26 protein-coding genes and 1 tRNA gene are annotated in these 26,416 nt (G+C 69.9%); 25 read left to right on the forward strand and 2 right to left on the reverse strand.

Features of this window, described 5'->3' with window-relative positions:
• Window positions 1-19 precede the first annotated feature (19 nt).
• From HNQ70_RS00680 to HNQ70_RS00710, 7 genes are all read left to right on the forward strand, one after another.
• Entirely contained in the window at window positions 20-484 is a 465-nt protein-coding gene (locus tag HNQ70_RS00680; RefSeq protein ID WP_183963321.1) for a CBS domain-containing protein, read from the forward strand.
• A gap of 136 nt (window positions 485-620) precedes the next feature.
• A complete protein-coding gene (surE, locus tag HNQ70_RS00685; RefSeq protein WP_183963323.1) occupies window positions 621-1,364 on the forward strand; it encodes a 5'/3'-nucleotidase SurE in 744 nt (247 codons plus the stop codon).
• A 43-nt stretch (window positions 1,365-1,407) separates the two neighbouring features.
• Window positions 1,408-2,139, forward strand: a complete 732-nt coding sequence (locus HNQ70_RS00690; RefSeq protein ID WP_183963325.1) for a protein-L-isoaspartate(D-aspartate) O-methyltransferase — start codon at window positions 1,408-1,410, stop codon at window positions 2,137-2,139.
• Window positions 2,140-2,156: 17 nt separating this feature from the next.
• Window positions 2,157-2,951: a murein hydrolase activator EnvC family protein gene (locus HNQ70_RS00695; RefSeq protein ID WP_221302584.1), complete on the forward strand. Its 795-nt coding sequence runs from the start codon at window positions 2,157-2,159 to the stop codon at window positions 2,949-2,951.
• Complete coding sequence (locus HNQ70_RS00700) at window positions 2,951-3,742, forward strand: 3'-5' exonuclease (protein ID WP_183963327.1); 792 nt, start codon at window positions 2,951-2,953, stop codon at window positions 3,740-3,742. The genes HNQ70_RS00695 and HNQ70_RS00700 overlap by 1 nt, the downstream gene beginning before the upstream one ends.
• A complete protein-coding gene (gene rlmD, locus HNQ70_RS00705) occupies window positions 3,714-5,183 on the forward strand; it encodes a 23S rRNA (uracil(1939)-C(5))-methyltransferase RlmD (protein WP_183963329.1) in 1,470 nt (489 codons plus the stop codon). Before HNQ70_RS00700 ends, rlmD begins: the two co-directional genes overlap by 29 nt.
• The gene (locus HNQ70_RS00710) at window positions 5,176-5,688 is read left to right on the forward strand and encodes a CinA family protein (RefSeq protein ID WP_183963331.1); all 513 of its coding nucleotides are present in this window, start codon (window positions 5,176-5,178) and stop codon (window positions 5,686-5,688) included. The genes rlmD and HNQ70_RS00710 overlap by 8 nt, the downstream gene beginning before the upstream one ends.
• A 183-nt stretch (window positions 5,689-5,871) precedes the next feature.
• On the opposite strand, the gene HNQ70_RS00715 is transcribed toward HNQ70_RS00710, so the two are convergent.
• On the reverse strand, window positions 5,872-6,582 hold the full coding sequence (locus HNQ70_RS00715; RefSeq protein ID WP_183963333.1) for a Bax inhibitor-1/YccA family protein: 711 nt from the start codon (window positions 6,580-6,582) through the stop codon (window positions 5,872-5,874).
• Window positions 6,583-6,889: 307 nt separating this feature from the next.
• On the opposite strand from HNQ70_RS00715, the gene ndk reads away from it, so the two are divergent.
• The 17 genes from ndk (at window position 6,890) to HNQ70_RS00800 (ending at window position 23,627) form a co-directional block, all read left to right on the forward strand.
• Window positions 6,890-7,315 carry a nucleoside-diphosphate kinase gene (gene ndk / locus HNQ70_RS00720; RefSeq protein WP_183963335.1) on the forward strand — a complete coding sequence of 142 codons (426 nt, stop codon included), beginning with the start codon at window positions 6,890-6,892 and terminating at the stop codon, window positions 7,313-7,315.
• Between the two features lie 15 nt (window positions 7,316-7,330).
• A complete protein-coding gene (gene rlmN / locus HNQ70_RS00725) occupies window positions 7,331-8,449 on the forward strand; it encodes a dual-specificity RNA methyltransferase RlmN (protein ID WP_183963337.1) in 1,119 nt (372 codons plus the stop codon).
• A complete protein-coding gene (gene pilW / locus HNQ70_RS00730; RefSeq protein ID WP_183963339.1) occupies window positions 8,446-9,282 on the forward strand; it encodes a type IV pilus biogenesis/stability protein PilW in 837 nt (278 codons plus the stop codon). Before rlmN ends, pilW begins: the two co-directional genes overlap by 4 nt.
• A gap of 2 nt (window positions 9,283-9,284) precedes the next feature.
• Window positions 9,285-10,265 (forward strand): helix-turn-helix domain-containing protein, encoded by a 981-nt coding sequence (locus HNQ70_RS00735; RefSeq protein WP_183963341.1) that lies wholly within the window; start codon window positions 9,285-9,287, stop codon window positions 10,263-10,265.
• Between the two features lie 16 nt (window positions 10,266-10,281).
• A complete protein-coding gene (gene ispG, locus HNQ70_RS00740) occupies window positions 10,282-11,607 on the forward strand; it encodes a flavodoxin-dependent (E)-4-hydroxy-3-methylbut-2-enyl-diphosphate synthase (RefSeq protein WP_246434516.1) in 1,326 nt (441 codons plus the stop codon).
• Entirely contained in the window at window positions 11,604-12,893 is a 1,290-nt protein-coding gene (hisS, locus tag HNQ70_RS00745) for a histidine--tRNA ligase (protein WP_183963342.1), read from the forward strand. The genes ispG and hisS overlap by 4 nt, the downstream gene beginning before the upstream one ends.
• A gap of 70 nt (window positions 12,894-12,963) precedes the next feature.
• Window positions 12,964-13,599 (forward strand): YfgM family protein, encoded by a 636-nt coding sequence (locus HNQ70_RS00750; protein ID WP_183963343.1) that lies wholly within the window; start codon window positions 12,964-12,966, stop codon window positions 13,597-13,599.
• Entirely contained in the window at window positions 13,596-14,786 is a 1,191-nt protein-coding gene (gene bamB, locus HNQ70_RS00755; protein ID WP_183963344.1) for an outer membrane protein assembly factor BamB, read from the forward strand. The genes HNQ70_RS00750 and bamB overlap by 4 nt, the downstream gene beginning before the upstream one ends.
• A 62-nt stretch (window positions 14,787-14,848) precedes the next feature.
• Entirely contained in the window at window positions 14,849-16,372 is a 1,524-nt protein-coding gene (gene der / locus HNQ70_RS00760) for a ribosome biogenesis GTPase Der (protein ID WP_183963345.1), read from the forward strand.
• A gap of 159 nt (window positions 16,373-16,531) precedes the next feature.
• Window positions 16,532-16,768 carry an RNA chaperone Hfq gene (gene hfq / locus HNQ70_RS00765; RefSeq protein WP_183963346.1) on the forward strand — a complete coding sequence of 79 codons (237 nt, stop codon included), beginning with the start codon at window positions 16,532-16,534 and terminating at the stop codon, window positions 16,766-16,768.
• Between the two features lie 14 nt (window positions 16,769-16,782).
• On the forward strand, window positions 16,783-18,012 hold the full coding sequence (hflX, locus tag HNQ70_RS00770) for a GTPase HflX (RefSeq protein ID WP_183964250.1): 1,230 nt from the start codon (window positions 16,783-16,785) through the stop codon (window positions 18,010-18,012).
• Window positions 18,013-18,035: 23 nt separating this feature from the next.
• Window positions 18,036-19,343, forward strand: a complete 1,308-nt coding sequence (gene hflK / locus HNQ70_RS00775) for an FtsH protease activity modulator HflK (protein ID WP_246434518.1) — start codon at window positions 18,036-18,038, stop codon at window positions 19,341-19,343.
• 12 nt (window positions 19,344-19,355) lie between these two features.
• A complete protein-coding gene (gene hflC / locus HNQ70_RS00780; protein ID WP_183963347.1) occupies window positions 19,356-20,234 on the forward strand; it encodes a protease modulator HflC in 879 nt (292 codons plus the stop codon).
• Window positions 20,235-20,243: 9 nt separating this feature from the next.
• Window positions 20,244-20,420: a DUF2065 domain-containing protein gene (locus HNQ70_RS00785; RefSeq protein ID WP_183963349.1), complete on the forward strand. Its 177-nt coding sequence runs from the start codon at window positions 20,244-20,246 to the stop codon at window positions 20,418-20,420.
• A 111-nt stretch (window positions 20,421-20,531) separates the two neighbouring features.
• A complete protein-coding gene (locus HNQ70_RS00790; RefSeq protein WP_183963351.1) occupies window positions 20,532-21,701 on the forward strand; it encodes an ATP phosphoribosyltransferase regulatory subunit in 1,170 nt (389 codons plus the stop codon).
• 104 nt (window positions 21,702-21,805) lie between these two features.
• Window positions 21,806-23,110: an adenylosuccinate synthase gene (locus HNQ70_RS00795; protein ID WP_183963353.1), complete on the forward strand. Its 1,305-nt coding sequence runs from the start codon at window positions 21,806-21,808 to the stop codon at window positions 23,108-23,110.
• Window positions 23,111-23,120: 10 nt separating this feature from the next.
• Entirely contained in the window at window positions 23,121-23,627 is a 507-nt protein-coding gene (locus HNQ70_RS00800; protein WP_183963355.1) for a phosphoribosyltransferase, read from the forward strand.
• 113 nt (window positions 23,628-23,740) lie between these two features.
• On the opposite strand, the gene HNQ70_RS00805 is transcribed toward HNQ70_RS00800, so the two are convergent.
• Window positions 23,741-23,827, reverse strand: a tRNA-Leu gene (locus HNQ70_RS00805).
• A 121-nt stretch (window positions 23,828-23,948) separates the two neighbouring features.
• Between HNQ70_RS00805 and rnr the strand changes: the two genes are divergently transcribed.
• Window positions 23,949-26,414, forward strand: coding sequence for a ribonuclease R (gene rnr / locus HNQ70_RS00810; protein ID WP_183964254.1), 2,466 nt, complete (start codon window positions 23,949-23,951; stop codon window positions 26,412-26,414).
• Window positions 26,415-26,416: the final 2 nt, after the last annotated feature.

Raw genomic sequence — 26,416 nt, forward strand, 5'->3', positions numbered from 1 at the left:
GCGTCGCGGGGAGGCGATCATGCAGGTCAGCGAGATTCTTCGGGTCAAGGGCAGCAAGCTGTTCACCGTGTCTCCGGACACCGCGCTGTCGGAATGCGTGGTCACCATGGCCGACCACGACATCGGCTCGCTCGTGGTGATGGAGCAGGGCAAGCTTGCCGGGATGCTCACCTTCCGCGAGGTGCTTCGGGTGCTTGCGGCGCGCCAGCGCGAGCAGCGCGCGGGGCCCACGCCGCCGGTGGCCGAGATCGTCGTGCGCAGCGTGATGAACCCGCAGCCGATGGTCGCAACCCCGCAGATGGAGGTCAACGAGCTGCGCCGGGCCATGCTGGAGACCCGCCAGCGATATCTTCCGGTGATGGACGGAACGACGCTGCTCGGCGTGATCTCCTTCCACGACGTCGCCCGGGCGATGCTCGAGGAGCAGGGCTTCGAGAACCGCATGCTGAAAGCCTACATCCGCGACTGGCCCGCGGAAGCCTGAGCCGGACAGCCTTCCGTGCCTGCGCACGGAAGGCTGCCTGCGAAGGGGCGAGCGCCTGCAGGCGCGAGCGCGGGCTGCAAGCCTGAAGCCCTGCGGCGCGGCGGGTCGGGCGGCCGGGATTCGTTAGAATCCGGGCATGAGAATCCTGGTCAGCAACGACGACGGCTATTTTTCACCGGGCATCGAGGCGCTCGTGCGGCGGCTCGAGGCTTTCGCTGACGTGACGGTGGTGGCTCCAGAGCGGGATCGCAGTGCCGCGTCCAACTCGCTGACCCTCGATCGGCCGCTGTCGGTGCGCCGTGCGGCAAACGGTTTCCACTACGTCAACGGCACGCCCACCGACTGCGTCCACGTGGCGATCACCGGGTTGCTCGAGAAGCGTCCCGACCTGGTCGTGTCCGGCATCAACGATGGCGCCAACATGGGCGACGATACTCTGTACTCCGGGACCGTCGCCGCGGCCACCGAGGGCTTCCTGCTCGGCGTTCCGGCGATCGCCTTCTCGCTGGCAGAGCGGGGCTATGCGCATCTTGACGCTGCCGCCGCGGCTGCGGGCGAGCTCGTCCGCAGGCTCGCAGGGCGGCTCGTCGAGCAGCCGATGCTGCTGAACGTGAACCTGCCGAGCCGGCCCGCTTCGGCGATGGGCGGGATCGAGGTCACGCGGCTGGGCCGCAGGCACGTTGCGGAACCGGTCATCCGCGGCCTGAATCCGCGCGGCGAGACCGTCTACTGGATCGGTCCCGCCGGCGCTGCGCGTGAAGCCGGGCCGGGAACAGATTTCCATGCGGTCGCGGAGGGCCGGGTCTCGGTGACCCCGCTCGACGTCGACCTCACCGGCGGGCGCTGGATCGAACCGGTCCGCGCATGGCTGGCCGATTGAAGTGGCGGGGCAGCCCGCCTTTCCCCATCCCGAACGCGCGCCCATGAACATCCGACGTACCGGCCCAACTCCTGCCTCGCCCGCCCGGCCGGCCGAGCTGCCCCCGGTGCCGGCCGGCGTCGGCCTGGCCTCCGACCGGGCGCGCAAGCGTATGGTCGACGCGCTTCGCGCCGCGGGCATCAGGGACGAGGGGGTGCTCGCAGCGATGGACCGGGTGCCGAGGCACCAGTTCATCGAGCCCGGGCTCGCCAGCCGCGCCTATGAGGACGTGGCGCTGCCCATCGGACACGGCCAGACGATCTCCAAGCCGAGCACGGTGGCGCGGATGATCGAGATCCTGGCCGCGCCGATTCTGCCGGCGCAGCGGCGGCAGGCGCGGGTGCTCGAGGTGGGGACCGGCTGCGGCTACCAGGCCGCAGTGCTGGCGGCAGTGTTCGGCGAGGTGGTCTCGATCGAGCGGGTGCGTGGCCTTCACGAGGCGGCCCGGACCAACCTGCGCACGATGCGTCTGCCCAACCTGCGCCTGGTGTTCGGCGACGGCAGGCTCGGTGCGCCGACCGCGGCGCCCTTCGACGCGATCATCGTCGCCGCTGCCGGCGACGCCATTCCCGACGAGCTGCTGACGCAGATGAGGGCGCCTTCCCGCCTGCTGGCGCCGATCGAGGAGGGTGGACGCCAGGCGCTGCACCTCGTCGAGCGCACCGGCCGCGACGTCTGGCAGCTGACCATCCTCGATTCGGTGCGCTTCGTTCCGCTGCGCACCGGCACGACCTGAAGGAGCGACCCCACACGATGCCGATGTTCGATCGACGTCTCGCCGCGTTCGTCACCGCCGCGCTGCTCGCCGGCTGTGCAGCGCCCGGACCTGCCCCGGTCGAGAGCCGCACGCGTCCGCCAGCCGTTGCAGCGCGATCGGCTCAGCCGAAGCCCGTGGCGCCAGTTTCCGCTGCCCCCGCGGCCCAGGCGGTGGCGGTCGAAGTCGAGTCCGCGCCGGTCCGGTCGTCCGGGCTGCAGGTGCGCCCGCTGGACCCGGCGCCGACGGGCCCCGCGCCGCGTGGCGGCCCGGCGGGCGTCAAGCGGCCGTACGCGGACACGGCAATGGCCGAGCCGAGCAGTCCGCCGGCGGAGCAGGCGCCTGCGCCGGCTCCTGCCGCGCCCGATGCCGCACCGCCGTCCGCGGCGGATCCCGCACCGAAGCCGGCCGAGCCGGCTGCGGTGTCGTCCTCCGGATTCGCATGGCCGGCGCGGGGGCGGGTGGTCCAGGGCTTCTCCGCGCCGCGCAGCATGGGCATCTCAATCGCTGGCTCGCCGGGCGATCCGGTGAGCGCAGCGGCAGACGGCAGGGTCATTTTCAGCGGACCCGGGCCGCGCGGCTACGGCAACCTCGTGATCGTCAAGCATGACGGCGAGACGCTCTCGGTCTATGCGCACAACCGCGCGCTGTCGGTGAAGGAAGGACAGAGCGTCAAGCGCGGCCAGAAGGTGGCGGAGCTCGGCTCCTCGGGAACCGATGCGCCGAAGCTTCACTTCGAGATCCGCAAGTCGGGCAAGCCCGTGGATCCGCAAAAGATTCTGCCGCCCCGCTGATGGCGCCGATCCTCGTCTTCGACCTCGAGACCGCCCCGGATGTCGCCGGGATCCGGCGATTGCACGACCTGCCGGCCGAAATGCCTGACACTGAGGTCGCCGAGCTTGCGTTCGCGAAGCGCCGCGAGAAGACCGGCAGCGATTTCCTGCCGCTGCATCTGCACCGGGTGATTGCGATTGGCTGCCTGTTCCGCGACGCTGACGGCGTCCGGGTGCGCTGCCTTGGGCAGCCGGACGAGCCGAATGAGGCGCGCCTGATCCAGGACTTCTTTCGCGTGGTGGACCGGCACACGCCGCAGCTGGTTTCCTGGAACGGCAGCGGATTCGACCTGCAGGTGCTGCACTACCGCGGACTGATCCACGGCGTGCAGGCGCCGCGCTACTGGGAGCAGGGCGAGGACGACCGCGAGTTCCGCTACAACAATTACATCAGCCGCTACCACGCGCGCCACACCGACCTGATGGACCTGCTCGCGCTGTACAACGGCAGGGCCAACGCGCCGCTCGACGAGCTCGCCAGGCTGTGCGGTTTCCCCGGCAAGCTGGGGATGGACGGATCGCAGGTCTGGCCCGCCTTCCAGGCGGGGCGCCTGCGCGAGATCCGCGACTACTGCGAAACCGACGTCGCCAACACCTGGCTCGTCTACTGCCGGTTCCAGAAGATGCGCGGCGCCTGGACCGACGAACACTACCGGACCGAGCTCGGGCTGCTGCGCGCCGCCCTCTCGGCGCTGCCCGGCGAACACTGGAGGCAATTCCTCGATGCGTGGCAGGACGACCCCGCAGCCTGAAGTCGTTCTCGACATCGAATCGCTCGATCTCGAGGCCAACGGCATTGCGCGGCTCGACGGCAAAGTCGTGTTCGTGCGCGACGCGCTGCCCGGCGAGCGGGTGCGCGCCGCCGTGGTGCGGCGCAAGCCCAAGTACGACGTTGCCCAGACCCTTGAGGTGCTGCGGCCCAGCAGCATGCGCGCAGTGCCGCGCTGTCCGCATTTCGGCGTCTGCGGCGGCTGCTCGATGCAGCACCTGGACGCGCGCACCCAGCTCGCGATCAAGCAGCGCGCACTGGAGGATCAGCTCTGGCACATCGGCAGGGTCCGGGCCGGCACCATGCTGCGTCCGATCGCAGGCCCTGCCTGGGGCTACCGCTACCGCGCGCGCCTTTCGGTGCGGCACGTGCCCAAGAAGGGCGGGGTGCTGGTGGGCTTCCACGAGCGTGGTTCGAGCTACGTCGCCGACATGCGCGAGTGCCATGTTCTGGATCCGCGCGCAGCGGCGCTGCTGCTCCCGCTGCGCGACCTCATCGGCGGGCTGGACATGCGCGACCGCATGCCGCAGATCGAGGTCGCCTCCAGCGCTGACGCGCTCGCGCTGGTGTTCCGCGTGCTCGATACGCCGACGCCCGGCGACCGCGACCGGCTGGTGGCCTTCGCTCGCGAACATCGGTTCGAGCTCTGGTTCCAGTCGAAGGGGCCGGAAACCATCGAGCTGATCCACGCGCCGGATTCGCCTCCGGATGCGCCGGTCTCGCGGCTGGCCTACGCGCTTCCCGAGTTCTCGGTGGTCATGCCCTTCCGGCCAACCGATTTCACCCAGGTCAATCATCGGATCAATGAGGTGCTGGTGTCGCGGGCGGTTCGCCTGCTCGACCCGCAGGCCGACGATCGTGTCGCCGATCTGTTCTGCGGGCTCGGAAATTTCTCGCTGCCGCTGGCGCGCCGCGCGCGGGAGGTGATGGGCATCGAGGGCAGCACGACGCTGGTCGCGCGAGCGCGAGAGGCTGCCGAGGCCAATGGCATCGGCGAGGATCGCACCCGCTTCGAGGCGGCGAACCTGTTCGAGCTCACGCCGGAGAACTGGCAGGCCCTGGGGCCCTTCGACCGGGTGCTGATCGATCCGCCCCGCGAGGGCGCGCTGGAGGTCTGCAAGGCGCTGGCGGCCGATCCCCGCAAGCCTGCAAGGATCGTCTACGTCTCCTGCAATCCGGCGACGCTGGCGCGCGATGCCGGGGTGCTGGTGAACACCGGCGGGTTCCGGCTGGTGGCTGCCGGGGCGGTGAACATGTTTCCGCACACCTCCCACGTGGAGTCGATGGCGGTGTTCGAGCCCGATCCGGATGCGCCGCTGGGCGACGCAATGGCCTCCGAGGCAACGGCGGCTGACGCAACGGCGGCTGACGCAACGGCGGCTGACGAGGCGTCGGCAGACGCAGGAAGGACTGACGATGAATGACGCAGCAGGCGATTTCCGCGAACTGCTGCCGCTGGCGCGGCAGCTTGGCGAGACCCTCAGGGCCCGCGGTGAGACGGTGGCGGTCGGCGAGTCCTCCGCAGGCGGGCTGATCTCCGCCGCGCTGCTCTCGGTGCCGGGGGCGTCGGCCTATTTCCTGGGCGGAGGGGTGGTCTACACCCGGCGCGCGCGCAGCCGCATCGCCGGCATCGCCCGCGAGGAAGTCGAGGGGATGCGCTCGTCGAGCGAGCCCTATGCGGCCCTGCTGGCGCGCCGCTCGCGCGAGCGGCTGTCGGCCACCTGGGGTCTTTCGGAGACCGGGGCAGCAGGGCCCGAGGGAAATTCCTACGGAGACCCGGCGGGCCACAGCTGCATTGCGGTTGCGGGCCCGTCCGAGCGGGTGATCACGCTGCGCACCGGCAGCGCCGACCGCGTCGCCAACATGCACGCGTTCGCGCGGCGCTCGCTGGAACTGCTGGCCGAGGCCATCGCGTCGGCGCCGCGCTGACTACGCCGCGCTGCGCCGCGCTGAACGCGGCAGCTGCGGCGGCGCAAGACGGACGCAAACAAGACGCAAACAAGACGCAAAAAAGAAGGGCCGCCCGAAGGCGGCCCGACGCTGCGTGCTGCGGGCTCGCGCCCGCCTGCTGCGGCCAGGGCGGCCCGTGGGCCGCCAGCCGCATCTCCCGATCTACTCGCGATCGCCGCCGAAGATTCCCAGCAGCATCAGCAGGTTGCTGAACACGTTGTAGACGCTCAGGTAGATCCCCAGCGTGGCGGTCACGTAGTTGGTTTCGCCGCCGTTGACCACCCGCTGCAGGTCCACCAGGATGAAGGCGGAGAAGATCAGGATGGCCAGAGCGGAGATCGTCAGCATCAGCGCCGGCATCTGCAGCCAGATGTTGGCGATGGCTGCGACAAAGATCACCATGAAGCCGATGAACAGCCAGCGGCCCATGCCGGAGAAGTCCCGCTTGGAGACGCTGGCCACGGTTGCCATCACCGCGAAGATGGTGGCGGTGCCGCCGAAGGCCATCATGATCAGCTGAGCGCCGTTGCCGAAGCCCAGCACGTGCCCTACGAGCCGCGAGAGCATCAGGCCCATGAAGAAGGTGAAGCCCAGCAGCAGCGCGACGCCGACGGCGCTGTTCTTGAACTTCTCGATCGCGAAGAAGAAGCCGAAGGCGATTGCGAGGAACGCGATCAGCCCCATGAACGGGCTGCCGGCGAAGAACGAGAAGCCGGTGCTGACGCCGACCCACGCCCCGATCACGGTGGGGACCATCGAGAGGGCCAGCAGCCAGTAGGTGTTGCGCAGCACGCGATTGCGCTGCGCGGCGCTGACCAGGCCTCCGAAAGCGCCGGGGGGGCGGGGCGCCAGCCGATCTTGTCCGAATGCCATCTGTATTTCTCCTGAAACGGTAAACAATGGGTTGCGCAAGGGGACAGAGCGCCGGTGACCTGACCCTGCAGCGTGGGGCCCGGGCCGTACCACCCGCACAGTCGGCGCTGCGCGCTCAACCTTTCATCCGCGGGGACGGAGCCGGAATCAGACGGCTATGTTAGAATCACCTGTTCAGAAAATCGCTGAATTACTCTTCTAAGCTTTTCTTTTTACACGACTTTTTCACCGAAGCCAATTCCTTCCGCCCGGGCCCTGCCCGGGGGCGGCCGGGCGGCGGTGAAACCGATCCAAGGATTCCGCCGCCATGGCCATCGAACGTACCCTGTCCATCATCAAGCCCGACGCAGTCGCCAAGAACGTCATCGGCCAGATCTATTCGCGCTTCGAGGGCGCCGGCCTGAAGGTCATCGCCGCGCGAATGATGCATCTGTCGCGCAACGACGCCGAGGCTTTCTATGGCGTGCACCGCGAGCGCCCGTTCTTCAAGGACCTCGTCGAGTTCATGATCTCGGGTCCGGTGATGGTCCAGGCCCTCGAGGGCGAGGGCGCAATCCTGAAGAACCGCGACCTGATGGGCGCCACCGATCCCAAGAAGGCGGCGGCCGGCACCATCCGCGCCGACTTCGCCGACAGCATCGACGCGAACGCGGTGCACGGCTCGGACGCGCCCGAGACCGCGGCAGTCGAGATCGCGTTCTTCTTTCCCGGCATGAGCATCCACTCCCGCTGAGGGAGTCTCGCCCCGGTGCAGGAACGATCTACAGCGCTGGTCAACCTCCTCGGTCTCGATGCCGAGGGCTTGGCGCGGCTGTGCGCCGACTGGGGTGAGAAGCCGTTTCGCGCCCGGCAGTTGATGCGCTGGGTGCACCAGCGCGGCGTGGCCGACTTCGCGGAGATGACCGATCTCGCGAAGGACTTCCGCGCCAGGTTGCCCGGCCGCGCCGAGGTGCGTGCGCCGGCGGTCGTAGCAGACCATGTCTCCGCCGACGGCACCCGCAAGTGGCTGTTGGACGTCGGACAGGGCAATGCGGTGGAGTCGGTGTTCATCCCCGAGGCCAACCGCGGCACGCTGTGCATTTCCACGCAGGCCGGATGCGCGGTCAATTGTCTGTTCTGCTCCACCGGCAAGCAGGGTTTCAGCCGCAACCTCGATGCCGCCGAGATCGTCGGGCAGCTCTGGTGGGCCAACCGGGCGCTCGGCGCCTCGCCCGAGGGTGAGCGCATCATCGGCAACGTGGTGTTCATGGGCATGGGCGAGCCCCTGCAGAACTACGCGGCCACGCTGACCGCGCTGCGCATCCTGCTCGACGACAACGCCTATGGGCTGTCGCGGCGGCGCGTCACGGTCTCCACGTCGGGCGTGGTCCCGATGATGGATCGGCTGCGCGACGATTGCCCGGTGGCGCTGGCGGTGTCGCTTCATGCGCCCAACGACGCGTTGCGCGACGAGCTGGTGCCGCTGAACCGGAAGTACCCGCTCAGCGAACTGATGCAGGCCTGCCGGCGCTATCTCGAGCGGGCGCCGCGCGATTTCATCACCTTCGAGTACGTGATGCTGGACGGCGTCAACGACTCGGACGCCCACGTCAGGGAACTGATCGCGCTGGTGCGCGACGTGCCCTGCAAGTTCAACCTGATCCCGTTCAATCCCTTCCCCGATGCAGGGCTGCGCCGCTCGCCCGACGAGCGGATCCGCCGCTTCGGGCAGATCCTGGTCGACGCGGGCATCGTGACCACGGTCAGGCGCACCCGCGGCGACGACATCGATGCGGCCTGCGGGCAGCTGGCCGGAGAGGTGCAGGACCGCACGCGCCTGCAGGAGCGCAGCAGCCGGATTCCCAAGCTGGTGGAGCTGCGCCGATGACGCCCGAGCGCGCCGGTTTCCCCGGCGGCCGCTGGGCGGTCCGCGCGGGCATGATGCTGGCCGCCGCCTTGCTGTGGGGGTGCGCTGCGCCCACCGGCGGCACGACGGATTACGGCGCGGCCACGAACTCGGCGCTGCCCGAGAGCTCCCAGGAGTCGGACATCCGCCGCCGGGCGCGGATCCGTCTGGAGCTCGCTGCCGGTTACTACCAGCAGGGCAACTACAACGTCGCGATCGACGAGCTCCGCCAGTCGCTGACCATCGACCCCGAGTTCGCTGCGGCCCACGGCATGCTCGGGCTGGTGTACATGGACCTGGGCGACCGCGTGCGCGCCGAGGAGAGCTTCCGCAAGGCGCTGCGCCTGGCGCCGGACGATTCCGAGCTTCACAACAACTTCGGCTGGTTCCTCTGCCAGACCGGGCGCGAACAGGCGTCGCTCGAGCATTTCCAGCTTGCCCTGCGCAATCCGCTGTATCCGACGCCGGCCAGGCCGATGCACAACGCCGGCATCTGCTCGCTGCGGGCGGGCGACGCCGCCGGCGCGGAGGCCTGGTTCCAGCGCTCGTTCCAGGTCGACCCGCGCAACCCGGTGGCCATGTATCACCTGGCCGACATCTACCTGAAGCGGCGCGACGCCGAGCGGGCGCGCTTCTACAGCCAGCGCCTGCTGGCCGGTTTCGAGCCCAGCGCCGAGGTCCTCTGGCTGGCGCTGCGCATCGAGCGCCTCGCGGGAGATCGCGACTCCGAGGCGAGTCTCGGGTCGCAGCTGCGCCGCCGTTTCCCCGCATCGCCACAGGCCGCGCTGCTGGCGGCTGGCAAGTACGGAGACTGATCTTGTCCGAACGCATCGCCACCGTCGAGGACCTGGTCGCCGCCCGCGAGGCGCGCGGACTGGGCGCCGACGACGTCATGCGTCAGCTCAAGCTGGCGCCGAGGCAGTTGCAGGCGCTCGAGCACGGCGACTGGGGCGCGCTGCCCGGCCACGCGTTCGTGCGCGGGATGCTGCGCGCCTATGGCCGCATGCTCGAAGTCGACGTGGAGCCGCTCGTCGAGGCGATGTCGTCGACGGTGCGCGCGGCCGACCTGAGGCCTGCGGCGTCGCTGGACGAGCCGCTGCCCAGCCGCAGCATGATGGGTTTCGGCAGCGGCGGGTCCGGCAGCCGTGTCGCCTGGACCGTTCTGCTGGCGGTCGGCGTGCTGGCCCTGGCCCTGTTCTTCGGCGGCGCGAACTTGGGCAGCGTGGGCTCCTGGCTGGCCCGCGACGCCGCTCAGGGAACCGATTCCGCCACCGGCCAGGACGCACCTGCCGATGCCGGTCCGGCCGGGACGACCACTGAAACCGTTCCGCTCGGACCGCTGACGCCGGCGCCGACCGACTCCGCGCCCGCCGAAGGTGCGCCGCCGGCCGCGCCCGTGTCGCCCTCCAGCGGGGCGCCCGGGTCCGGGTCGGCCGCGAATCTGGCGGCGGCTGCTGCTCCGACGGGGACGCTGGCCTCCATGTCGATGGTGGCCCAGCCCGCGGCCGGGCAGGGCGCAGCTCCGGACGGAACAGCCTCGGCCGATGCTGGCGCCAGCGCATCGCCGCCGACGCTGCGTCTCGTCTTCGAGCGTGACGCCTGGATCGAAGCCAGGCGTGATGGCAAGGTCATCCTCTCGGGCACCCAGGCTGCAGGCTCCGCCAGAGAAGTGCCGATCGACGGCCGGACCGCGCTCGTGATCGGCAATGCCGCCAGTGTCCGCGCGGAGTTCGCCGGCAAGCCGCTGGACCTGGCGACCCATACGCGCGGCAGCATCGCCCGGCTGTCGCTGCCCTGATCCGGAGCCTTTTGAGATGAGTTCGAATTCGATCGGCATGGCTGTCGTCGACCCGTTGCGCCCGGACGCAGCACTGGCGCTGCCGTGCCGCGCCGGGCCCCTGGGCCGCCGCGCCACGCGCGGCGTCGCGGTGCGCGCAGGCGAACGGACGGTGACCATCGGCGCTTCGGCCCCGGTGGTGGTGCAGTCGATGACGAACACCGACACGGCCGATGCCATTGGCACGGCGATCCAGGTGAAGGCGCTGGCCCAGGCCGGCTCGGAACTCGTGCGGATCACCGTGAATTCACCGGAAGCCGCCGCCGCAGTGCCTGCGATCCGCGAGCAGCTGGACCGGATGGGCGTCGACGTCCCGCTGGTGGGCGACTTCCACTACAACGGCCACAAGCTGCTGAGCCAGCATCCCGAGTGCGCGCAGGCGCTGGCCAAGTACCGGATCAACCCCGGCAACGTCGGCAGCGGCAAGCGGCGCGACGACAATTTCGCGCAGATGATCGAGGTGGCATGCCGCTGGGGCAAGCCGGTGCGCATCGGCGTCAACTGGGGCAGTCTCGACCAGGAAGTGCTGGCGCGGATGATGGATGCCAACGCGGCCCGTGCGCGGCCCTGGGAGGCCGCCGAGGTGATGCGCGAGGCGCTGGTGGTTTCCGCGATCGAGAGCGCGCAGCGCGCCGAGGAACTCGGCCTGCCGGGCAATGCGATCGTGCTGTCGGCGAAGGTCTCCAACGTCCAGGACCTGGTCGCCGTCTATCGCGATCTTTCCGCCCGCTGCGACTACCCGCTGCACCTCGGGCTCACCGAGGCCGGGATGGGCAGCAAGGGCATCGTCGCCTCGACGGCCGCGCTCGCGGTGCTGCTGCAGGAGGGCATCGGCGACACCATCCGGATTTCGCTGACCCCTGAACCCAACGGCGACCGCACCCGCGAGGTGGTGGTGGGCCAGGAGATCCTGCAGACGATGGGCCTGCGCGCCTTCACGCCGCAGGTCATCGCCTGCCCGGGCTGCGGGCGCACCAGCAGCACCTACTTCCAGGAACTCGCCGACCGCATCCAGCGCCACTTGCGCGAGCGGATGCCGGCATGGCGCGAGCGCTATCCCGGCGTCGAGTCGATGCAGGTGGCGGTGATGGGCTGCGTGGTCAACGGGCCCGGCGAAAGCCGGCACGCGGACATCGGCATCTCGCTGCCGGGATCGGGCGAGGCGCCGGTGGCGCCGGTGTTCGTCGACGGCGAGCGCAGCGTCACGCTGAAGGGCGATCGCATCGCGGAGGAGTTCCAGGCGATCGTCGACGACTACGTGGTCCGCCGCTACGGCGCGGCCGGACAGACAGGCCCCAGATGAGCAAGACCGACAAGATCCAGGGCGTGCGCGGCATGAACGACGTGCTGCCCGCCGACGAAGCCTACTGGCGCCGCCTGGAAGACGTGGTCGCCGACTCGATGCGCGGCTACGGCTACCAGCGCATCCGCACCCCGATCGTCGAGCAGACGCGGCTGTTCGTGCGCGGCATCGGCGAGGTCACCGACATCGTCGAGAAGGAGATGTATTCCTTCACCGACGCGCTCAATGGCGAGCAGCTCACGCTGCGCCCGGAGTGCACTGCGGGCGTGGTGCGCGCGGCGATCGAGCACAACCTGACCTACGACGGTCCCAGGCGCCTCTGGTACAGCGGCCCGATGTTCCGCCACGAGCGGCCGCAGAAGGGCCGGTACCGGCAGTTCCACCAGGTGGGCGCCGAGGCGATGGGCTTCACAGGGCCGGACGCGGATGCCGAGGTGATCCTGCTGTGCCAGCGGCTGTGGGACGACCTGGGGCTGGTCGGCGTGCAGCTCGAGATCAACTCGCTGGGCCAGGCGCATGAGCGGCGCGCGCATCGCGACGCGCTGATCGCCTATCTCGAGGCCAATGCCGGCCAGCTCGACGAGGATGCGCGCCGGCGGCTGCACAGCAATCCGCTGCGCATCCTGGACACCAAGAACCCGGCGATGCAGGCGCTGGTCGAGGGCGCGCCGAAGCTGATCGGCTTCCTCGGCGAGGAATCGCTGGCGCACTTCGACGGCCTGCAGGCGCTGCTGCGCGCGCAGAACCTTCCGTACCGGATCAACCCGCGGCTGGTGCGCGGGCTCGACTACTACAACCTGAGCGTGTTCGAGTGGGTGGTCGACGGGCTGACGATCTGCGGCGGCGGCCGCTATGATCCGCTGGTGGAGATGCTGGGCGGCAAGCCGACGCCGGCCTGCGGCTTCGCGCTCGGCGTGGAGCGCGTGATCGAGCTGATGCGGCGCGCCGAGCCGGAGCTCGCCGAGTCGCTGTGCGACGTTTATGTGGTGCACCAGGGCGCGCAGGCTGGCGTGGCGGCGCTGCAAGCGGCCGAGCGCCTGCGCGACAGCGGGCTGGACGTGGTGATGCATTGCGGGGGCGGCAGCTTCAAGTCCCAGTTCCGCAAGGCGGATGCCAGCGGGGCGTTCGCGGCAGTGGTGCTGGGCGACGACGAAGTCGCCGCCGGCGAGGCCACCGTGAAGTGGCTGCGCGCGGACGACGGCGCGGCAGGGAGCGGTCAGCAGCAGCGCGTGCCGCTCGAGCGGGTCGCCGAAGTCATCATCGGGTTCGTCCAGGACGAGGGCTGAGCCCCGGCGCGGGAATCCGCGCCGGGCGGCTTGCCGGACGCGCAGTCAAACAACAGGGGAGCGTTGGGCAATGGCCTACGACTTGCAGGAACAGGAACAGATCGACGAGCTGAAGGCCTTCTGGAACCGCTACGGGAACTTCATCCTGACGGTGCTGACGGTGGTCCTTCTCGCAATCGCGGGCTACCGCGGCTGGGGCTGGTACGAGGCGCGCCAGGCGGCCGCGGCGTCGGCGCTCTACGACGAGCTGCGCGTCGCTGCGGCAGCGAAAGATCCGGCCAAGGTCGGCCAGGCGGCCGGCACCCTCTTCGAGGACTACAGCCGCACGGTCTACGCCCGGATGGGCGCGCTGGTCGCCGCGCGCGCGCACGTCGAGGCGGGCGACCTGAAGGCCGCCAAGGCGCCCTTGCAGTGGGCGATCGACAAGGGCGGCGACGAATTCGCGCAGATGGCACGCGTCCGGCTGGCCGGCATCCTCCTCGATGAGAAGGCCTACGACGAGGGCCTGAAGCTGCTGCCGATGGAGTCGGCTGGCGCGTACGCAGGCGCCTACGCCGACCGCCGCGGCGACCTGCTGCTGGCGCAGGGCAAGGCCGACGAGGCGCGCGCTTCCTGGCGCCAGGCGCTCGAGAAGCTGCCGCAGCGCAGCCCGCTGCGGCCGCTGGTCGAGGTCAAGCTCGACTCGCTGGGCGGAGCCGGCGCATGAACGCCCGCCGCCTTGCAGGCGCATGGCAACCCGGGCCGGTCGCGCGCCGCGCGCGCCGCCTGCTCGTCCTGGCCGGCCTGGCCGGCCTGGCGGGATGCGGCAGCTTCAGCTTCAGCATCTGGCCCTGGTCCGGCGGTTCGGCGAAGATCCCCGATCCGCCCGCGGTCACCGCGCCGGTCGCGGCGAGCCAGGCATGGATCCAGCGGCTCGGACCTGCCGGGCCGGGCTTCGCGCCGGTGTTCGCGGCCGGCAGTGTCTTCGCCGCCTCGTCCAACGGCACGGTGGCGCGCGTCGATGCGGCCAGCGGCCGGATCGTCTGGCGCGTCGAGGCCGGCAAGCGGCTCAGCAGCGGCGTGGGCAGCGATGGCGACACCACGGTGGTCGCCGCCCGCGACGGCAACCTGCTCGCCTTCGACGCCCAGGGCCGCCAGCGCTGGAGCGCCCAGCTGGGCGGCGAAGCGGTCACGGTGCCCGCGGTCGGCATGGGCCTGGTGGTGGTCCGTTCCAGCGACAACCGGGTCAGCGCCTTCGAGAGCGACACCGGCAAGCGGCGCTGGTCCTTCCAGCGGCAGAACCCCACGCTGGTGCTGCGGCAGACCGCCGGCATCGCGATTGCGCCGGATGCGGTCTATGTGGGGATGCCCGGCGGACGCCTGGTGTCGCTCGGAATCGAGTCCGGAGCCCTGCGCTGGGAGGGCAGCATCTCCCAGCCGCGTGGCGCCACCGAGATCGAACGCATCGCCGACGTGGTCGGCACGCCCCTGCTGAGCGGGCGCGACGTGTGCGCGGCCACCTTCCAGGGACGGGTCGGCTGCTTCGATGCGCCTTCGGGGCGCCCGGGCTGGTCGCGCGACGTTTCCTCGTCGGCGGGCATCGACCTCGACGCGAGCCTGCTCGCAGTGGTCGACGACCGCGATCGCATCCACGCCTTTTCCCGCAGCGGCGCCAGTCTCTGGCGCCAGGAAGGGCTGTCGCGGCGCGGCCTGGCGGCGCCGCTGTCGCTCGGCCCGGTGCTGGTCGTCGGCGATTCGCTCGGCCTGGTGCACCTGGTGTCGCGCTCCGACGGCGCGATCGCCGGCCGCTTCCCCACCGACGGCAGCGCGATCGTCTCGCCTGCGGTCGCAGCCGGCCGGATCGCGGCGCTCCAGACCAGCGCTGGTGCGCTGGTCGGCATCTCCATCGACTAGCGCGCTGCCCGGCCTGGCCGGGCGCGCACTCCTGAACCCATCATCATCGAAGCCGTCCAACCGTGAGCAGCCTGCCAGTTGTAGCCCTCGTGGGCCGCCCCAACGTCGGCAAATCGACGCTGTTCAATCGCCTCACCCGAAGCCGCGCGGCGCTGGTCGCCGACCGGCCCGGGCTGACGCGCGACCGGCACTACGGTCGCGGCCGGACGGGGGAGATTCCCTACATCGTCATCGACACCGGCGGTTTCGAGCCGGTCGCCAAGCAGGGCATCGAGGTCGAGATGGCGCGGCAGGCCCGCCAGGCGGTCCTCGAGGCCGACGTGGTCCTGTTCATCGTCGACGGCCGCCAGGGCCTCACCGCGCACGATCGCGAGATCGCCGTCGAGCTCAGGCGCAATGCGCGCCGGATCATCCTCGCGGTGAACAAGGCCGAGGGCATGCAGCGCGAGGCGGTCGCGGCCGAGTTCCACGAGCTGGGCCTTGGCGACCCGCTGGCCATTTCCGCGGCGCATGGCGACGGGGTGCGCGAGCTGGCCGAACTGGCGCTGGCGCCGTATGCCGAGGAGTTCGAGCGCGAAGCGCAGCGGGCCCGGACGGAGGCCGAAGTCGAAGCCGAGCTGGCCGAGGCGGCGCGTGCGGTCCAGCAGGCGAGGGCGGCCGGGCTGACGAAGGGCGCGGGGACCGGCGCGGCGAAGGCGCCGGCAGGCAAGGCGGGCACGCCCGATGGCGGCGCACCGGATGACGCGGCCGTCCCGGAAGCCGAACCCGCCGATCCGCGCGGCCCGCGCCGTGTGAAGGTGGCGGTGGTCGGGCGCCCCAACGCCGGCAAGTCCACGCTGATCAACGCGCTGCTGGGCGAGGAGCGGCTGATCGCCTTCGACCAGCCGGGAACGACCCGCGATTCGGTCGCGATCGACTTCGAGCGCGGCCGCAAGCCATACACGCTGATAGACACCGCCGGCGTTCGCCGCCGCGGCAAGGTCACCGACATGATCGAGAAGTTCTCGGTGGTCAAGACGCTGCAGGCGATCGAGGACTGCAACGTCTGCGTCCTGATGCTCGACGCGCGCGAGGGCGTCGCCGACCAGGACGCCAACATCGCCGGCTACATCCTGGAGGCAGGGCGCGCGCTGGTGGTGGTGGTCAACAAGTGGGACGCGATCGACGAGTCCGAGCGCGAGCGCCTTAAGTCCGAGCTCGACCGCCGGCTGCACTTCCTGAGCTTCGCGCGGACTCACTACATCTCCGCGCTGAAGGGCAAGGGCCTGGGCGCGGTGATGCGCTCGGTCGACGACGCCTTCTCGGCGGCCACGCGCAAGCTGTCCACGCCCAAGCTCACCCGCGCGCTGCAGGAGGCGGTGGAGCGCCAGCAGCCGCCGCGCAAGGGGCCGCTGCGGCCCAAGCTGCGCTACGCGCACCAGGGCGGGCAGAACCCGCCGATCGTGATCATCCACGGCACGTCGCTGGACTCCGTTCCCGAGACCTATCGGCGCTACCTGGAGTCCTGGTTCCGCGATCAGTTCAAGCTCGAGGGCACGCCGCTGCGCATCGAATTCCGCACCGGGGCGAATCCCTACGCCCCCTGAACCCGGCCGGGAATCCTGATTTCCGCGCCTGCGCGCGAGCCCTCCGGAGCCTCGCCGCCGGCGCGCGATTGCGCGTATATTGGGCCGCGCAGGGGCCCGCTGGCCCTTGTGAATCCCGGCATCGCCCCAACAACACCTACATCGATCACCGGAGCTGAAATGAGCAACAAAGGGCAGCAGCTACAAGACCCATTCCTGAACCTGCTTCGCAAGGAGCACGTCCCCGTTTCCGTCTACCTGGTCAACGGCATCAAGCTGCAAGGCCAGATCGAATCCTTCGACCAATACGTTGTACTGCTGCGCAACACGGTCACGCAGATGGTCTACAAGCACGCCATCTCCACCGTGGTGCCGGCTCGTCCGGTCAACTTCCAGCAAGAAAGTCCCGAAAGCTGAGCGACACTCCTACCATCTTCCGCGCCCTCATCGTCGGCGTCACCTTCGGGTCGGCGCCGGCCAGCGAGCAGGCGCTCGACGAGGCCTGCGCACTTGCGGCATCGGCGGGGTACCTGCCCGTCGACCGTGTCGCGGTGCGCCGTCCCCGGCCCGATGCAGCGCTCTCCATGGGCAGCGGCAAGGCCGAAGAGATCAAGGCGCGGATCGAGGCCGAGGACATCGGCTTCGTCATCTTCGACAATCCGCTGTCCCCGGTGCAGCAGCGCAACCTGAATCGCCTATGGGGCGTTCCGGTGCTCGACCGCACCGAGCTCATCCTCGACATCTTCGCCCAGCGCGCGCGCAGCAACGAGGGCAAGCTGCAGGTCGAGCTCGCGCGCATCGAGCACCAGCTCACCCGCCTGGTGCGGGGCTGGACTCACCTCGAACGTCAGCGCGGCGGCATCGGCCAGCGCGGCGGTCCGGGGGAGAAGCAGATCGAACTTGACCGCCGGATGCTGGATGGCAAGGCGCGGCGGCTTCGCGAGCGGCTGCATCGCCTCGCGCGCCAGCGGCGCACCCGGCGCAGGGCGCGCGGGCGCAACGATGCCTACATGGTCTCGCTGGTCGGCTACACCAATGCCGGCAAGTCGACGCTGTTCAACGCGCTGACCGGGGCGGGCACCTACGAAGCCGACCAGCTCTTCGCCACCCTCGACACCCTGACGCGCCGCCTGCGGCTGCCCAACGGCGAGATGGTGGTGCTGTCAGACACGGTGGGCTTCGTGCGCGACCTGCCGCACCAGCTCGTCGAGGCGTTCCGCGCGACGCTCGAGGAAACCGCCCAGGCCGACCTGCTGCTGCACGTGGTCGACGTCTCCGCGGCGGATCGCGACGAGCAGGTCGAGCAGGTCGAGCGGGTGCTTGCCGAGATCGGCGCAGCCGAGGTCCCGACGATTGTCGTTTTCAACAAGATCGACGCCGCTGGCCTCACGCCGGAAGTGGGGCGCGACCCCTGTGGTAGCATCGACCGCTTGTGGGTAAGCTCCCGCACCGGCGAAGGGCTCGACCGGTTGCGCGCGGTCCTTGCGGAGCGGGCGGCGGCGAGCCGGACTGTCGGGCAGGCTGATGCCGGGCAGGCCGACGCCGGGTCGCAATCGCAGTTGCAGCACATCGACGGCGGCGCTCCAGAAGCCGAGCCCGCCGATCATCAACCCGTCGTGGTTCCCATGGCCGCAAGCGGCCCCTCCGGGGCTCGCGCCTGACCTGACCCCTCGTGGTTTCCGACATGTGGCATTCAATTCGCAGGATGTTCTCGCTGAACGACCCCGGCTGGGGGCGTGGCCAAGGGTCGGGCGGCGGCAACGACGACGACCGCCGGCCGCGTCCGAAATCCGGTGACGGCCCTCCCGATCTCGACGAGCTCTGGCGCGACTTCAATCGCCGCCTGAACGGCATGTTCGGCGGCCGCCGGGGCGGCGGGCCTTCGCCCTCCGGTTCCTCCGGCGGAGGCTCCTCTTCCGAGGGCGGGCCTTCGTTTAAGGGCGCAGGCAAGGGGGCGGGCGTGCTGGCGGTGGTCGCCGTCCTGCTCTGGCTGGCCAGCGGCTTCTACATCGTGCCAGAGGGCCAGGCGGCGGCCGTCCTGCGCTTCGGCGAGTTCAAGTACGTCAACGATCGCGCCGGCTTCACCTGGCGGGTGCCGTATCCGGTCGAAACGCACGAGCTGGTCAACGTCCAGCAGCTGCGCCAGATCGAGGTCGGTTACCGCGGCAACGTGCGCAACAAGTCGCTGCGCGAGGCGCTGATGCTGACGCAGGACCAGAGCATCGTCGACATGCAGTACGCCGTGCAGTACCGGCTCGCCGATCCGGTCGCCTGGCTGTTCAACAACAATCCCGGTCCGGCGCCCGAGGAAATGGTCCGCCAGGCCGCCGAGACCGCGATGCGCGAAATCGTCGGACGGCGGGGCATCGACCAGGTCCTGTACGAGCAGAAGGAAGCGGTCGCCACGGACGCGCGGGACCTGATGCAGGCCAACCTGGATCGCTACAAGCCGGGCGTCACCATCGTCGACGTCACCATCCAGCAGGCGCAGCCGCCAGAGGAAGTGCAGGCGGCCTTCGAGGATGCGAACAAGGCGGCGCAGGATCGCGAGCGGCTGATCAATGAAGGCCGTGCCTATGCCAACGACGTCATTCCCCGCGCAAGCGGTACTGCGGCCCGCCTGATGCAGGAGTCCGAGGGCTATCGCGAGCGCGTCGTCGCCACCGCCGAGGGCGATGCGTCGCGCTTCAGCCAGATCCTGGTCGAGTACAGCAAGGCGCCTAAGGTCACCCGCGACCGGATGTACCTCGAGACGATGCAGCAGGTGTTCTCGAACACCAGCAAGGTCTACGTGGACTCCCGCTCGGGCAGCAACCTGCTCTACCTGCCGCTCGACAAGCTGATGCAGCAGGGGGCCGCGGGCGCTTCAGACGCGTCCCGCAGTGCCGCACCCGCTGCGCAGACCCCGGCGCCTGCCGCCGCGCCTGCCGCAGCCGCCGATGCATCGCGCGCCCAGGAAATGCGCTCGCGCGACCGCGACGCGGCGCGCTGAGGAGACTGACCCATGCAGAAACTCGCACCCATCCTCCTGTTGGTGGTCGTGGCGCTCGCGCTGCTCTCCGGCACCATTTTCGTGGTCGACCAGCGGCAGTACGCAGTCGTCTATGCGCTCGGCGAGATCCGCCAGGTCATCGACAAGCCCGGCCTGCACTTCAAGCTGCCGCCGCCGTTCCAGAACGTCCAGTACTTCGACCGCCGCATCCTGACGATCGACACCGCTGACATCGACCGGTTCATCACCTCGGAGAAGCTGAACATCCAGGTGGACACCTTCGTGAAGTGGCGGATCTCCGATCCCCGATCCTTCGTGCGTTCCGTCCAGGGCAGCGAGCTGATCGCCGCCGACCGGATCACGCGCAGCCTGCGCGACGCGCTGAACAACGAGATCGCCAAGCGCACCGTGGCGGACGTGATCTCGGGCGAGCGCGCGCAGCTGATCGAGGGCGTGCGTGCCAAGGTCAGCGAGGACGCGCGCACGATCGGCGCCGAGGTGATCGACGTGCAGATGAAGCGCGTCGATTTCGCGCCCGAGGTCGCCGAGCGCGTGTACGACCGGATGCAGTCGGAGCGCAAGCAGGTGGCCAACGAGCGCCGCGCGATGGGCTCGGCCGAGTCGGAGAAGATCCGCGCCGACGCCGACCGCCAGCGTGAGGTGATCCTCGCCAACGCCTACCGCGATGCGCAGAAGGTCAAGGGCGATGGGGATGCCCGCGCGGCGGCGACCTACGCGTCGGCCTTCGGCCAGAACCCGGAGTTCGCCGAGTTCTACCGCAGCCTCGAGGCCTACCGCGCAAGCTTCCGCAGCCGCACCGACGTGCTCGTCGTCGATCCGTCGGCCGAGTTCTTCCGATACTTCAAGGGGTCGTCGGCGCAGGGCAAGTGAGCGGGTCCGATGGGGTCGGTGCTGCTGGCCATCGGCCTGGTGCTGCTCATCGAGGGGCTGTTGCCCTTCCTGGCGCCCAGGCAGTGGCGCAGCGCGATGCTGCGCATCGCCGAGCTGCGCGACGGTCAGCTGCGCTTCCTCGGGCTGGCCTCGATCGCCATCGGGCTCTTGCTGATCGTCCTCTGATTGGCCGAAAATAGCGGGTTTGCGCGCCGCAGTGCGGCGCGCGCACGCGCGTTGCACCCGCCGACGCGGGCCCCGCCCTCGACCACCGAACAAACGAACCAGGAACGCGACATGCCGCGCTGGCTTCTTCCCGAGAACATCGCCGATGCCCTGCCTTCCGAGGCCCGGGCGATCGAGGAACTGCGCCGGCGGCTGCTCGATCTGTACCGCTCCTATGGCTACGAGCTGGTGATGCCGCCGATGCTCGAGCACATCGAGTCGCTGCTGATCGGTTCCGGCCGCGATCTGGGCCTGAGGACCTTCCAGCTGGTCGACCAGCTCTCCGGGCGCACCCTCGGGCTGCGCGCCGACATGACGCCGCAGGTGGCGAGGATCGACGCCCACCTGTTGAACCGCACGGGCGTGGCGCGCCTCTGTTACGCCGGATCCGTGCTGCATGCGCGGGCCGCGGGCCTGTTCGCGACCCGCGAGCCGTTGCAGGTGGGCGCCGAGATCTACGGCCACGCCGGGATGGAGGCCGACGTCGAGGTGATCGAACTGATGCTCGCCTCGCTGGCCGCTGCCGGCGTCGAGCGCGTGCGTCTGGACCTGTGCCACGTCGGCATCGTTCCGGCGCTGCTGGCGATGGACCCTTCGATCGAGGAAGCGGAGGTCTACGCGGGCCTGCAGAAAAAGGATCGCCCCGGGCTCGAGGAAGTGCTGGTCGGCGTGGAGCCGAAGGCGCGCGACGCGCTGCTGGCGCTGGTGGACCTGTATGGCGCGGCGCGCGGACCCGCCTCAGTGATCGCTCGTGCGCGCGCGGTGCTGCCGGCGGTGTCGCCGATCACCGCGGCGCTGGAGGCGCTGGAGCGCCTGGTGGCATCGCCGATGTGGGCGCGGTTCCCCCAGGTGGAACTTTCGGTGGACCTCGCCGACCTGAGGGGGTACCGCTACCACACCGGAGTGACCTTCGCCGCCTATGTCGACGCGATTCCCAATGCGGTCGGCAGGGGCGGGCGCTACGATGACATCGGCCAGGCCTTCGGCCGGGCGCGACCGGCCACCGGCTTCTCGCTCGAACTGCGCGAGCTCGCCTCGCTGGCGGAGCCGGAACAGCCCGGGCGCGCCATCTGCGCACCCTGGTCTGACGACCCGGCGCTGGCCCGTCGTGTGGCGGAGCTGCGTGCCGCCGGCGAGATCGTCGTCCGGGCGCTGCCGGGACATGAACACGAGCAGCAGGAGTACGCCTGCGACCGCGAACTTGCGGCCGACGGGCAGGACTGGAACCTGCGGCCGATCTGAGCTGACGCCGCCCGCCGGGCGGCGTCCGCATTGACACTTGCATGGCCGGGATCAACCCGGCATCGTTCACGAGCGCGGTCAGTGCCGCGCGGGGATGGAGAGAAATGGGAAAGAACGTCGTTGTCATCGGCACGCAGTGGGGCGATGAAGGCAAGGGCAAGCTAGTCGACTGGCTCACCGAGTCTGCCCACGGCGTTGTCCGCTTCCAGGGCGGCCACAATGCCGGGCACACGCTGGTGATCGGCGACCGCAAGCAGGTGCTGCGGCTGATCCCGTCGGGCATCCTCCGCGCCAATGTCACCTGCTACATCGGCAACGGCGTGGTGCTCTCGCCCGAGGCCCTGTTCACCGAGATCGAGGAGCTCGAGCGCGCCGGCGTGTCCGTGCGCGACCGGCTGCGCATCAGCGAGGCCTGTCCGCTGATCCTGCCCTACCACGTTGCGCTGGACCAGGCGCGCGAGGCGAAGCGCGGCGAGGCGAAGATCGGCACCACCGGGCGCGGCATCGGCCCGGCCTACGAGGACAAGGTGGCGCGGCGGGCGCTGCGCGTGCAGGACCTGTTCTCGCCCGAGCGCTTCCGGACCCAGGTCGCCGAGGTGCTCGACCTGCACAACTTCGTGCTCGAGCACTATCTCGGCGCCAAGCCCCTCGACCCCGATCAGGTGACCGACGGCGCGCTGGCGCTGGCCGAGCGCATCGCGCCGATGATGGCCGACGTGCCCTCGCTGCTGGCAAAGGCGATGGCGCGCGGCGACAACCTGCTCTTCGAGGGAGCGCAGGGCGCCCTGCTCGACGTCGACCACGGTACCTATCCCTACGTGACCAGCAGCAACACGGTCGCCGGAGCGGCCGCCGCAGGCGCCGGCGTCGGCCCGCAGGCGCTGCAGTACGTGCTGGGCATCACCAAGGCCTACACCACACGCGTGGGCTCCGGGCCGTTCCCCACCGAGCTGTTCGACGACACCGGCAGGCACCTGGCCACGAAGGGCAACGAGTTCGGCTCGGTGACCGGTCGTCCGCGGCGCACCGGGTGGTTCGACGCCCCGGCGCTCAAGCGCTCAATCCAGCTCAACGGCGTGAGCGGCCTGTGCCTGACCAAGCTCGACGTCCTCGACGGGCTGTCCACCGTGAAGATCTGCACCGGCTATCGCGAGCGCGGCTCGGGCTCCGCCGAGGTCCACGACGTGCTGCCCTTCGGCGCGGATGCGGTCGAGTCGCTCGAGCCGGTCTACGAGGAAATGCCGGGCTGGACCGAGTCCACCTTCGGCGTGCGGACCTGGGAAGGGCTGCCGGCGAGCGCGCGCCGTTATCTCGAGCGGCTCTCCGCGCTGGTCGGGGCGCCGATCGACATGGTGTCCACCGGTCCGGACCGCGACGAGACCATCCTGGTGCGTCATCCCTTCGCCTGAACTGGCGCCGATGGGCGACCTGCGCGTCTCCTGGGACGAATACCACCGGCTCGTCGAGCGGCTCGCCGTGCGCATCGACGAGTCGGGCTGGTCCTTCGATGCCATCGTCTGCCTGGCGCGCGGCGGGCTGCGGGTGGGAGACGTGCTGTCGCGGGTGTTCCAGCGGCCGCTGGGCGTGCTGTTCGCCAGCTCCTACCGGGAGGACGGCGGCACGCGTCAGAGCACGCTGCAGATCTCGGATTGCCTGTCGAGTGCCCGGCCGCTGCCGGGCAGCCGCTGGCTGCTGGCCGACGATCTCGCGGACTCCGGCGAGACGCTGCTGCAGGTTCCGCCGCTGCTGCGAGCGCGCAATCCGCAGATCGCCGAACTGCGCACCGCAGTGATCTGGCGCAAGGGCTGTTCGGCCGCCGTGCCGGACTACTGGGTGGAGTCGCTGCCGACGAACCCCTGGATCTACCAGCCCTTCGAGGAATACGAGCAGCTGCGTCCGGCGGATCTCAGGGCGCGTCTTGGATGAGGAAGCCGGCGAAGCACGCGGGTGCTTCGCCTGCCTGCGTCGATTGCGCTGCTTGACGGCCGGGAACCCGGCCTGGAAACGAAGAAGGCCTGCTTTCGCAGGCCTTCTAAACTTGGTGCCCAGAAGAGGACTCGAACCTCCACAGTGTTGCCACCGCCAGGACCTGAACCTGGTGCGTCTACCAATTCCGCCATCTGGGCTGCGGTCTGCGCGAATAAGCGTGCAGTGCAGAAGCGCGAATTCTAGTGAACCGGTAGGATTTGTCAAATCGGCTTGTTGCACAATTCGCATCGTGCTGCTCCGGCCCGCGCGTCGAAGCCCCTGCAGGCCCCTGAACTCAAACCAAGTGGATCCCCATACGTGACCCAAAAAACCTGGGTGCTCCCCACCCGAGAGGAAATTCTCGGGGCCCTGCGCGAAGCGGATGGACCGTTGACGCCGCAGGAACTCGCGCTGCTGCTCGAAGTGCCGGCGGATCAGTTCGACATCCTGGGCAAGCGGCTCGGCGCGATGGAACGCGACGGACAGCTGATGCCCAACCGCAAGGGGGTGCTGCTGCTGGCGAGCAAGCTCGACTTCGTGGCTGGCCGCATCCAGGGCCATCGCGACGGCTTCGGCTTCCTCATCCCGGACGCGGGTGGCGCCGACATGTTCCTGCCGCCTCGCGAGATGCAGAAGGCGATGCATGGCGATCGCGTGCTGGTCAAGCGCGTGGGCTTCGATTCGCGCGGCCGGCCCGAGGGCAAGATCGTCGAGGTCACCGAGCGCGCGCACCCGAAGCTGGTGGGGCGCTTCCTCTCGGAGCGCGGCGTCACCATCGTGGTGCCCGAGGACCAGAGGATCAAGCACGACATCCTGATCCCGCCCGGCGAGTCGCGCCACGCGCAGCCAGGGCAGGTGGTCACCGTGGAGATCACCGATCCGCCGTCGCGTCACGCGGCGCCGATCGGCCGCGTGGTCGAAGTGCTCGGCGCGATCGACGACCCCGGCATGGAGATCGAGATCGCGGTGCGCAAGTTCGCCGTGCCGCACGAGTTCGGCGAGGCGGCGCTGGAAGTCGCGGAGAAGCTGCCTGCGACGGTGCGTCCGGCGGACCTGAAGGGCAGAGTGGACTTGCGCGACGTGCCGCTGGTCACCATCGACGGTGAGGATGCGCGCGACTTCGACGACGCGGTCTACTGCGAGCCTTTCGGCGAAGGGCGCGGTGCGGGCTTCCGGCTGATCGTCGCGATCGCCGATGTGTCGCACTACGTGCGCCCGCGCGATCCGATCGACCGCGAGGCCACGCTGCGCTCCACCTCCGTCTACTTTCCGCGCCGCGTCATTCCGATGCTGCCGGAGAAGCTCTCCAACGGGCTGTGTTCGCTGAACCCGCATGTCGACCGCCTGGTGCTCGTCTGCGACCTGATCATCAACGGACGCGGCCAGATCAAGGCCTACCAGTTCTACGAGGCGGTGATGCACTCCGCCGCGCGTCTCACCTACGAGGAGGTCTGGGGCATTCTGTCCGGCCGCGATGCGCTCGCCATCCGCAACCGGGCAGCGCTGGTGCCGCAGCTGCAGCACCTGCACGACGCCTACCGGGTGCTGGCGAAGGCGCGCGAAGGCCGGGGCGCGATGGACTTCGACACCGTCGAGACGAAGATCGTCTGCGACGCCGCGGGCCGCATCGAGCGCATCGAGCCGCGCACCCGCAACGAGGCGCACCGGCTGATCGAGGAGTGCATGCTGGCGGCGAACGTCTGCGCCGGCGACTTCATGAAGCGCAGCCGCCACCCCGGCCTGTACCGGGTCCACGAAGGCCCCACGGTCGACCGCTTGCGCAACCTGCGCGAGTTCCTGCGCTCGGTGGCGCTGTCGCTGGGCGGCGGCGAGGATCCGACCCCGCGCGACTACGCCGTGCTGGCAGCGCAGGTGAAGGGACGCCCGGACGCGCAGCTGCTTCAGACCATGATGCTGCGCTCGATGCAGCAGGCGGTGTACTCGCCGCACAACGCGGGCCACTTCGGGCTGGCCTACGAGGTCTACACGCACTTCACCTCGCCGATCCGGCGCTACCCGGACCTGCTCACGCATCGCGTCATCAAGGCGCTGCTGCTCGGCGAGCGCTTCCTGGTTCCGCCGGTGCGGCCGCCCGAGGACGATTTCGACGCGGTGCCGCCGGCGCGCTCGCGGGCGCGCCCTGCGGAGGCGACCGTCGCAGCGGTGCAGGCGTCGATCGAGACCTGGGAGCAGTACGGCATCCTCTGCTCGGCGAACGAGCGCCGCGCGGACGACGCCTCGCGCGACGTCGAGGCCTGGCTCAAGTGCCAGTTCATGCGCGAGCGGGTCGGCGAGCAGTTCGCTGGCCGGGTGACCGGGGTTGCGCCGTTCGGCGTGTTCGTCACGCTCGACGATCTGTACGTGGATGGGCTGGTGCACGTCTCCGAGCTTGGCAGCGAGTACTTCCAGTACAGCGAATCGGCGCACGAGCTGCGCGGCGAGCGCACCGGCCGCCGCTTCCGCCTCACCGACGAGCTCCACGTGCAGGTTTCCAGGGTCGACCTGGAGGCCAGGCGCATCGAGTTCCGGCCGGTGCAGCGCCTCGGTTACCGCGAGGTGGTCGCGGCCGGCGCCGGCGCCAAGGGCGGTGCGCCGACGCCGCCGCGGAAGGCGGCAGCGCCGAAGACCGATGAAGCCCGCCGGGCGAGCGAGTCGCGCCACGAGGGCCGCAAGACCAAGCCCGCGCCTGCCGAGGCTCAGAAACGTGGTGGCGCGGCCAAGCGCAAGCGCCGCCGCCAGGGATGAAA

Source organism: Quisquiliibacterium transsilvanicum, from assembly GCF_014202215.1.
Classification (GTDB): domain Bacteria; phylum Pseudomonadota; class Gammaproteobacteria; order Burkholderiales; family Burkholderiaceae_E; genus Quisquiliibacterium; species Quisquiliibacterium transsilvanicum.

What these genes read in the sequence shown, in the direction of transcription:
- HNQ70_RS00680 (WP_183963321.1), top strand. Translation starts at nt 20, where the DNA reads ATGCAGGTCAGCGAGATTCTTCGGGTCAAGGGCAGCAAGCTGTTCACC.
- surE (WP_183963323.1), top strand. Translation starts at nt 621, where the DNA reads ATGAGAATCCTGGTCAGCAACGACGACGGCTATTTTTCACCGGGCATC.
- HNQ70_RS00690 (WP_183963325.1), top strand. Translation starts at nt 1,408, where the DNA reads ATGAACATCCGACGTACCGGCCCAACTCCTGCCTCGCCCGCCCGGCCG.
- HNQ70_RS00695 (WP_221302584.1), top strand. Translation starts at nt 2,157, where the DNA reads ATGCCGATGTTCGATCGACGTCTCGCCGCGTTCGTCACCGCCGCGCTG.
- HNQ70_RS00700 (WP_183963327.1), top strand. Translation starts at nt 2,951, where the DNA reads ATGGCGCCGATCCTCGTCTTCGACCTCGAGACCGCCCCGGATGTCGCC.
- rlmD (WP_183963329.1), top strand. Translation starts at nt 3,714, where the DNA reads ATGCGTGGCAGGACGACCCCGCAGCCTGAAGTCGTTCTCGACATCGAA.
- HNQ70_RS00710 (WP_183963331.1), top strand. Translation starts at nt 5,176, where the DNA reads ATGAATGACGCAGCAGGCGATTTCCGCGAACTGCTGCCGCTGGCGCGG.
- HNQ70_RS00715 (WP_183963333.1), bottom strand. Translation starts at nt 6,582, where the DNA reads ATGGCATTCGGACAAGATCGGCTGGCGCCCCGCCCCCCCGGCGCTTTC.
- ndk (WP_183963335.1), top strand. Translation starts at nt 6,890, where the DNA reads ATGGCCATCGAACGTACCCTGTCCATCATCAAGCCCGACGCAGTCGCC.
- pilW (WP_183963339.1), top strand. Translation starts at nt 8,446, where the DNA reads ATGACGCCCGAGCGCGCCGGTTTCCCCGGCGGCCGCTGGGCGGTCCGC.
- ispG (WP_246434516.1), top strand. Translation starts at nt 10,282, where the DNA reads ATGAGTTCGAATTCGATCGGCATGGCTGTCGTCGACCCGTTGCGCCCG.
- hisS (WP_183963342.1), top strand. Translation starts at nt 11,604, where the DNA reads ATGAGCAAGACCGACAAGATCCAGGGCGTGCGCGGCATGAACGACGTG.
- HNQ70_RS00750 (WP_183963343.1), top strand. Translation starts at nt 12,964, where the DNA reads ATGGCCTACGACTTGCAGGAACAGGAACAGATCGACGAGCTGAAGGCC.
- bamB (WP_183963344.1), top strand. Translation starts at nt 13,596, where the DNA reads ATGAACGCCCGCCGCCTTGCAGGCGCATGGCAACCCGGGCCGGTCGCG.
- hfq (WP_183963346.1), top strand. Translation starts at nt 16,532, where the DNA reads ATGAGCAACAAAGGGCAGCAGCTACAAGACCCATTCCTGAACCTGCTT.
- hflK (WP_246434518.1), top strand. Translation starts at nt 18,036, where the DNA reads ATGTGGCATTCAATTCGCAGGATGTTCTCGCTGAACGACCCCGGCTGG.
- hflC (WP_183963347.1), top strand. Translation starts at nt 19,356, where the DNA reads ATGCAGAAACTCGCACCCATCCTCCTGTTGGTGGTCGTGGCGCTCGCG.
- HNQ70_RS00785 (WP_183963349.1), top strand. Translation starts at nt 20,244, where the DNA reads ATGGGGTCGGTGCTGCTGGCCATCGGCCTGGTGCTGCTCATCGAGGGG.
- HNQ70_RS00790 (WP_183963351.1), top strand. Translation starts at nt 20,532, where the DNA reads ATGCCGCGCTGGCTTCTTCCCGAGAACATCGCCGATGCCCTGCCTTCC.
- HNQ70_RS00795 (WP_183963353.1), top strand. Translation starts at nt 21,806, where the DNA reads ATGGGAAAGAACGTCGTTGTCATCGGCACGCAGTGGGGCGATGAAGGC.
- HNQ70_RS00800 (WP_183963355.1), top strand. Translation starts at nt 23,121, where the DNA reads ATGGGCGACCTGCGCGTCTCCTGGGACGAATACCACCGGCTCGTCGAG.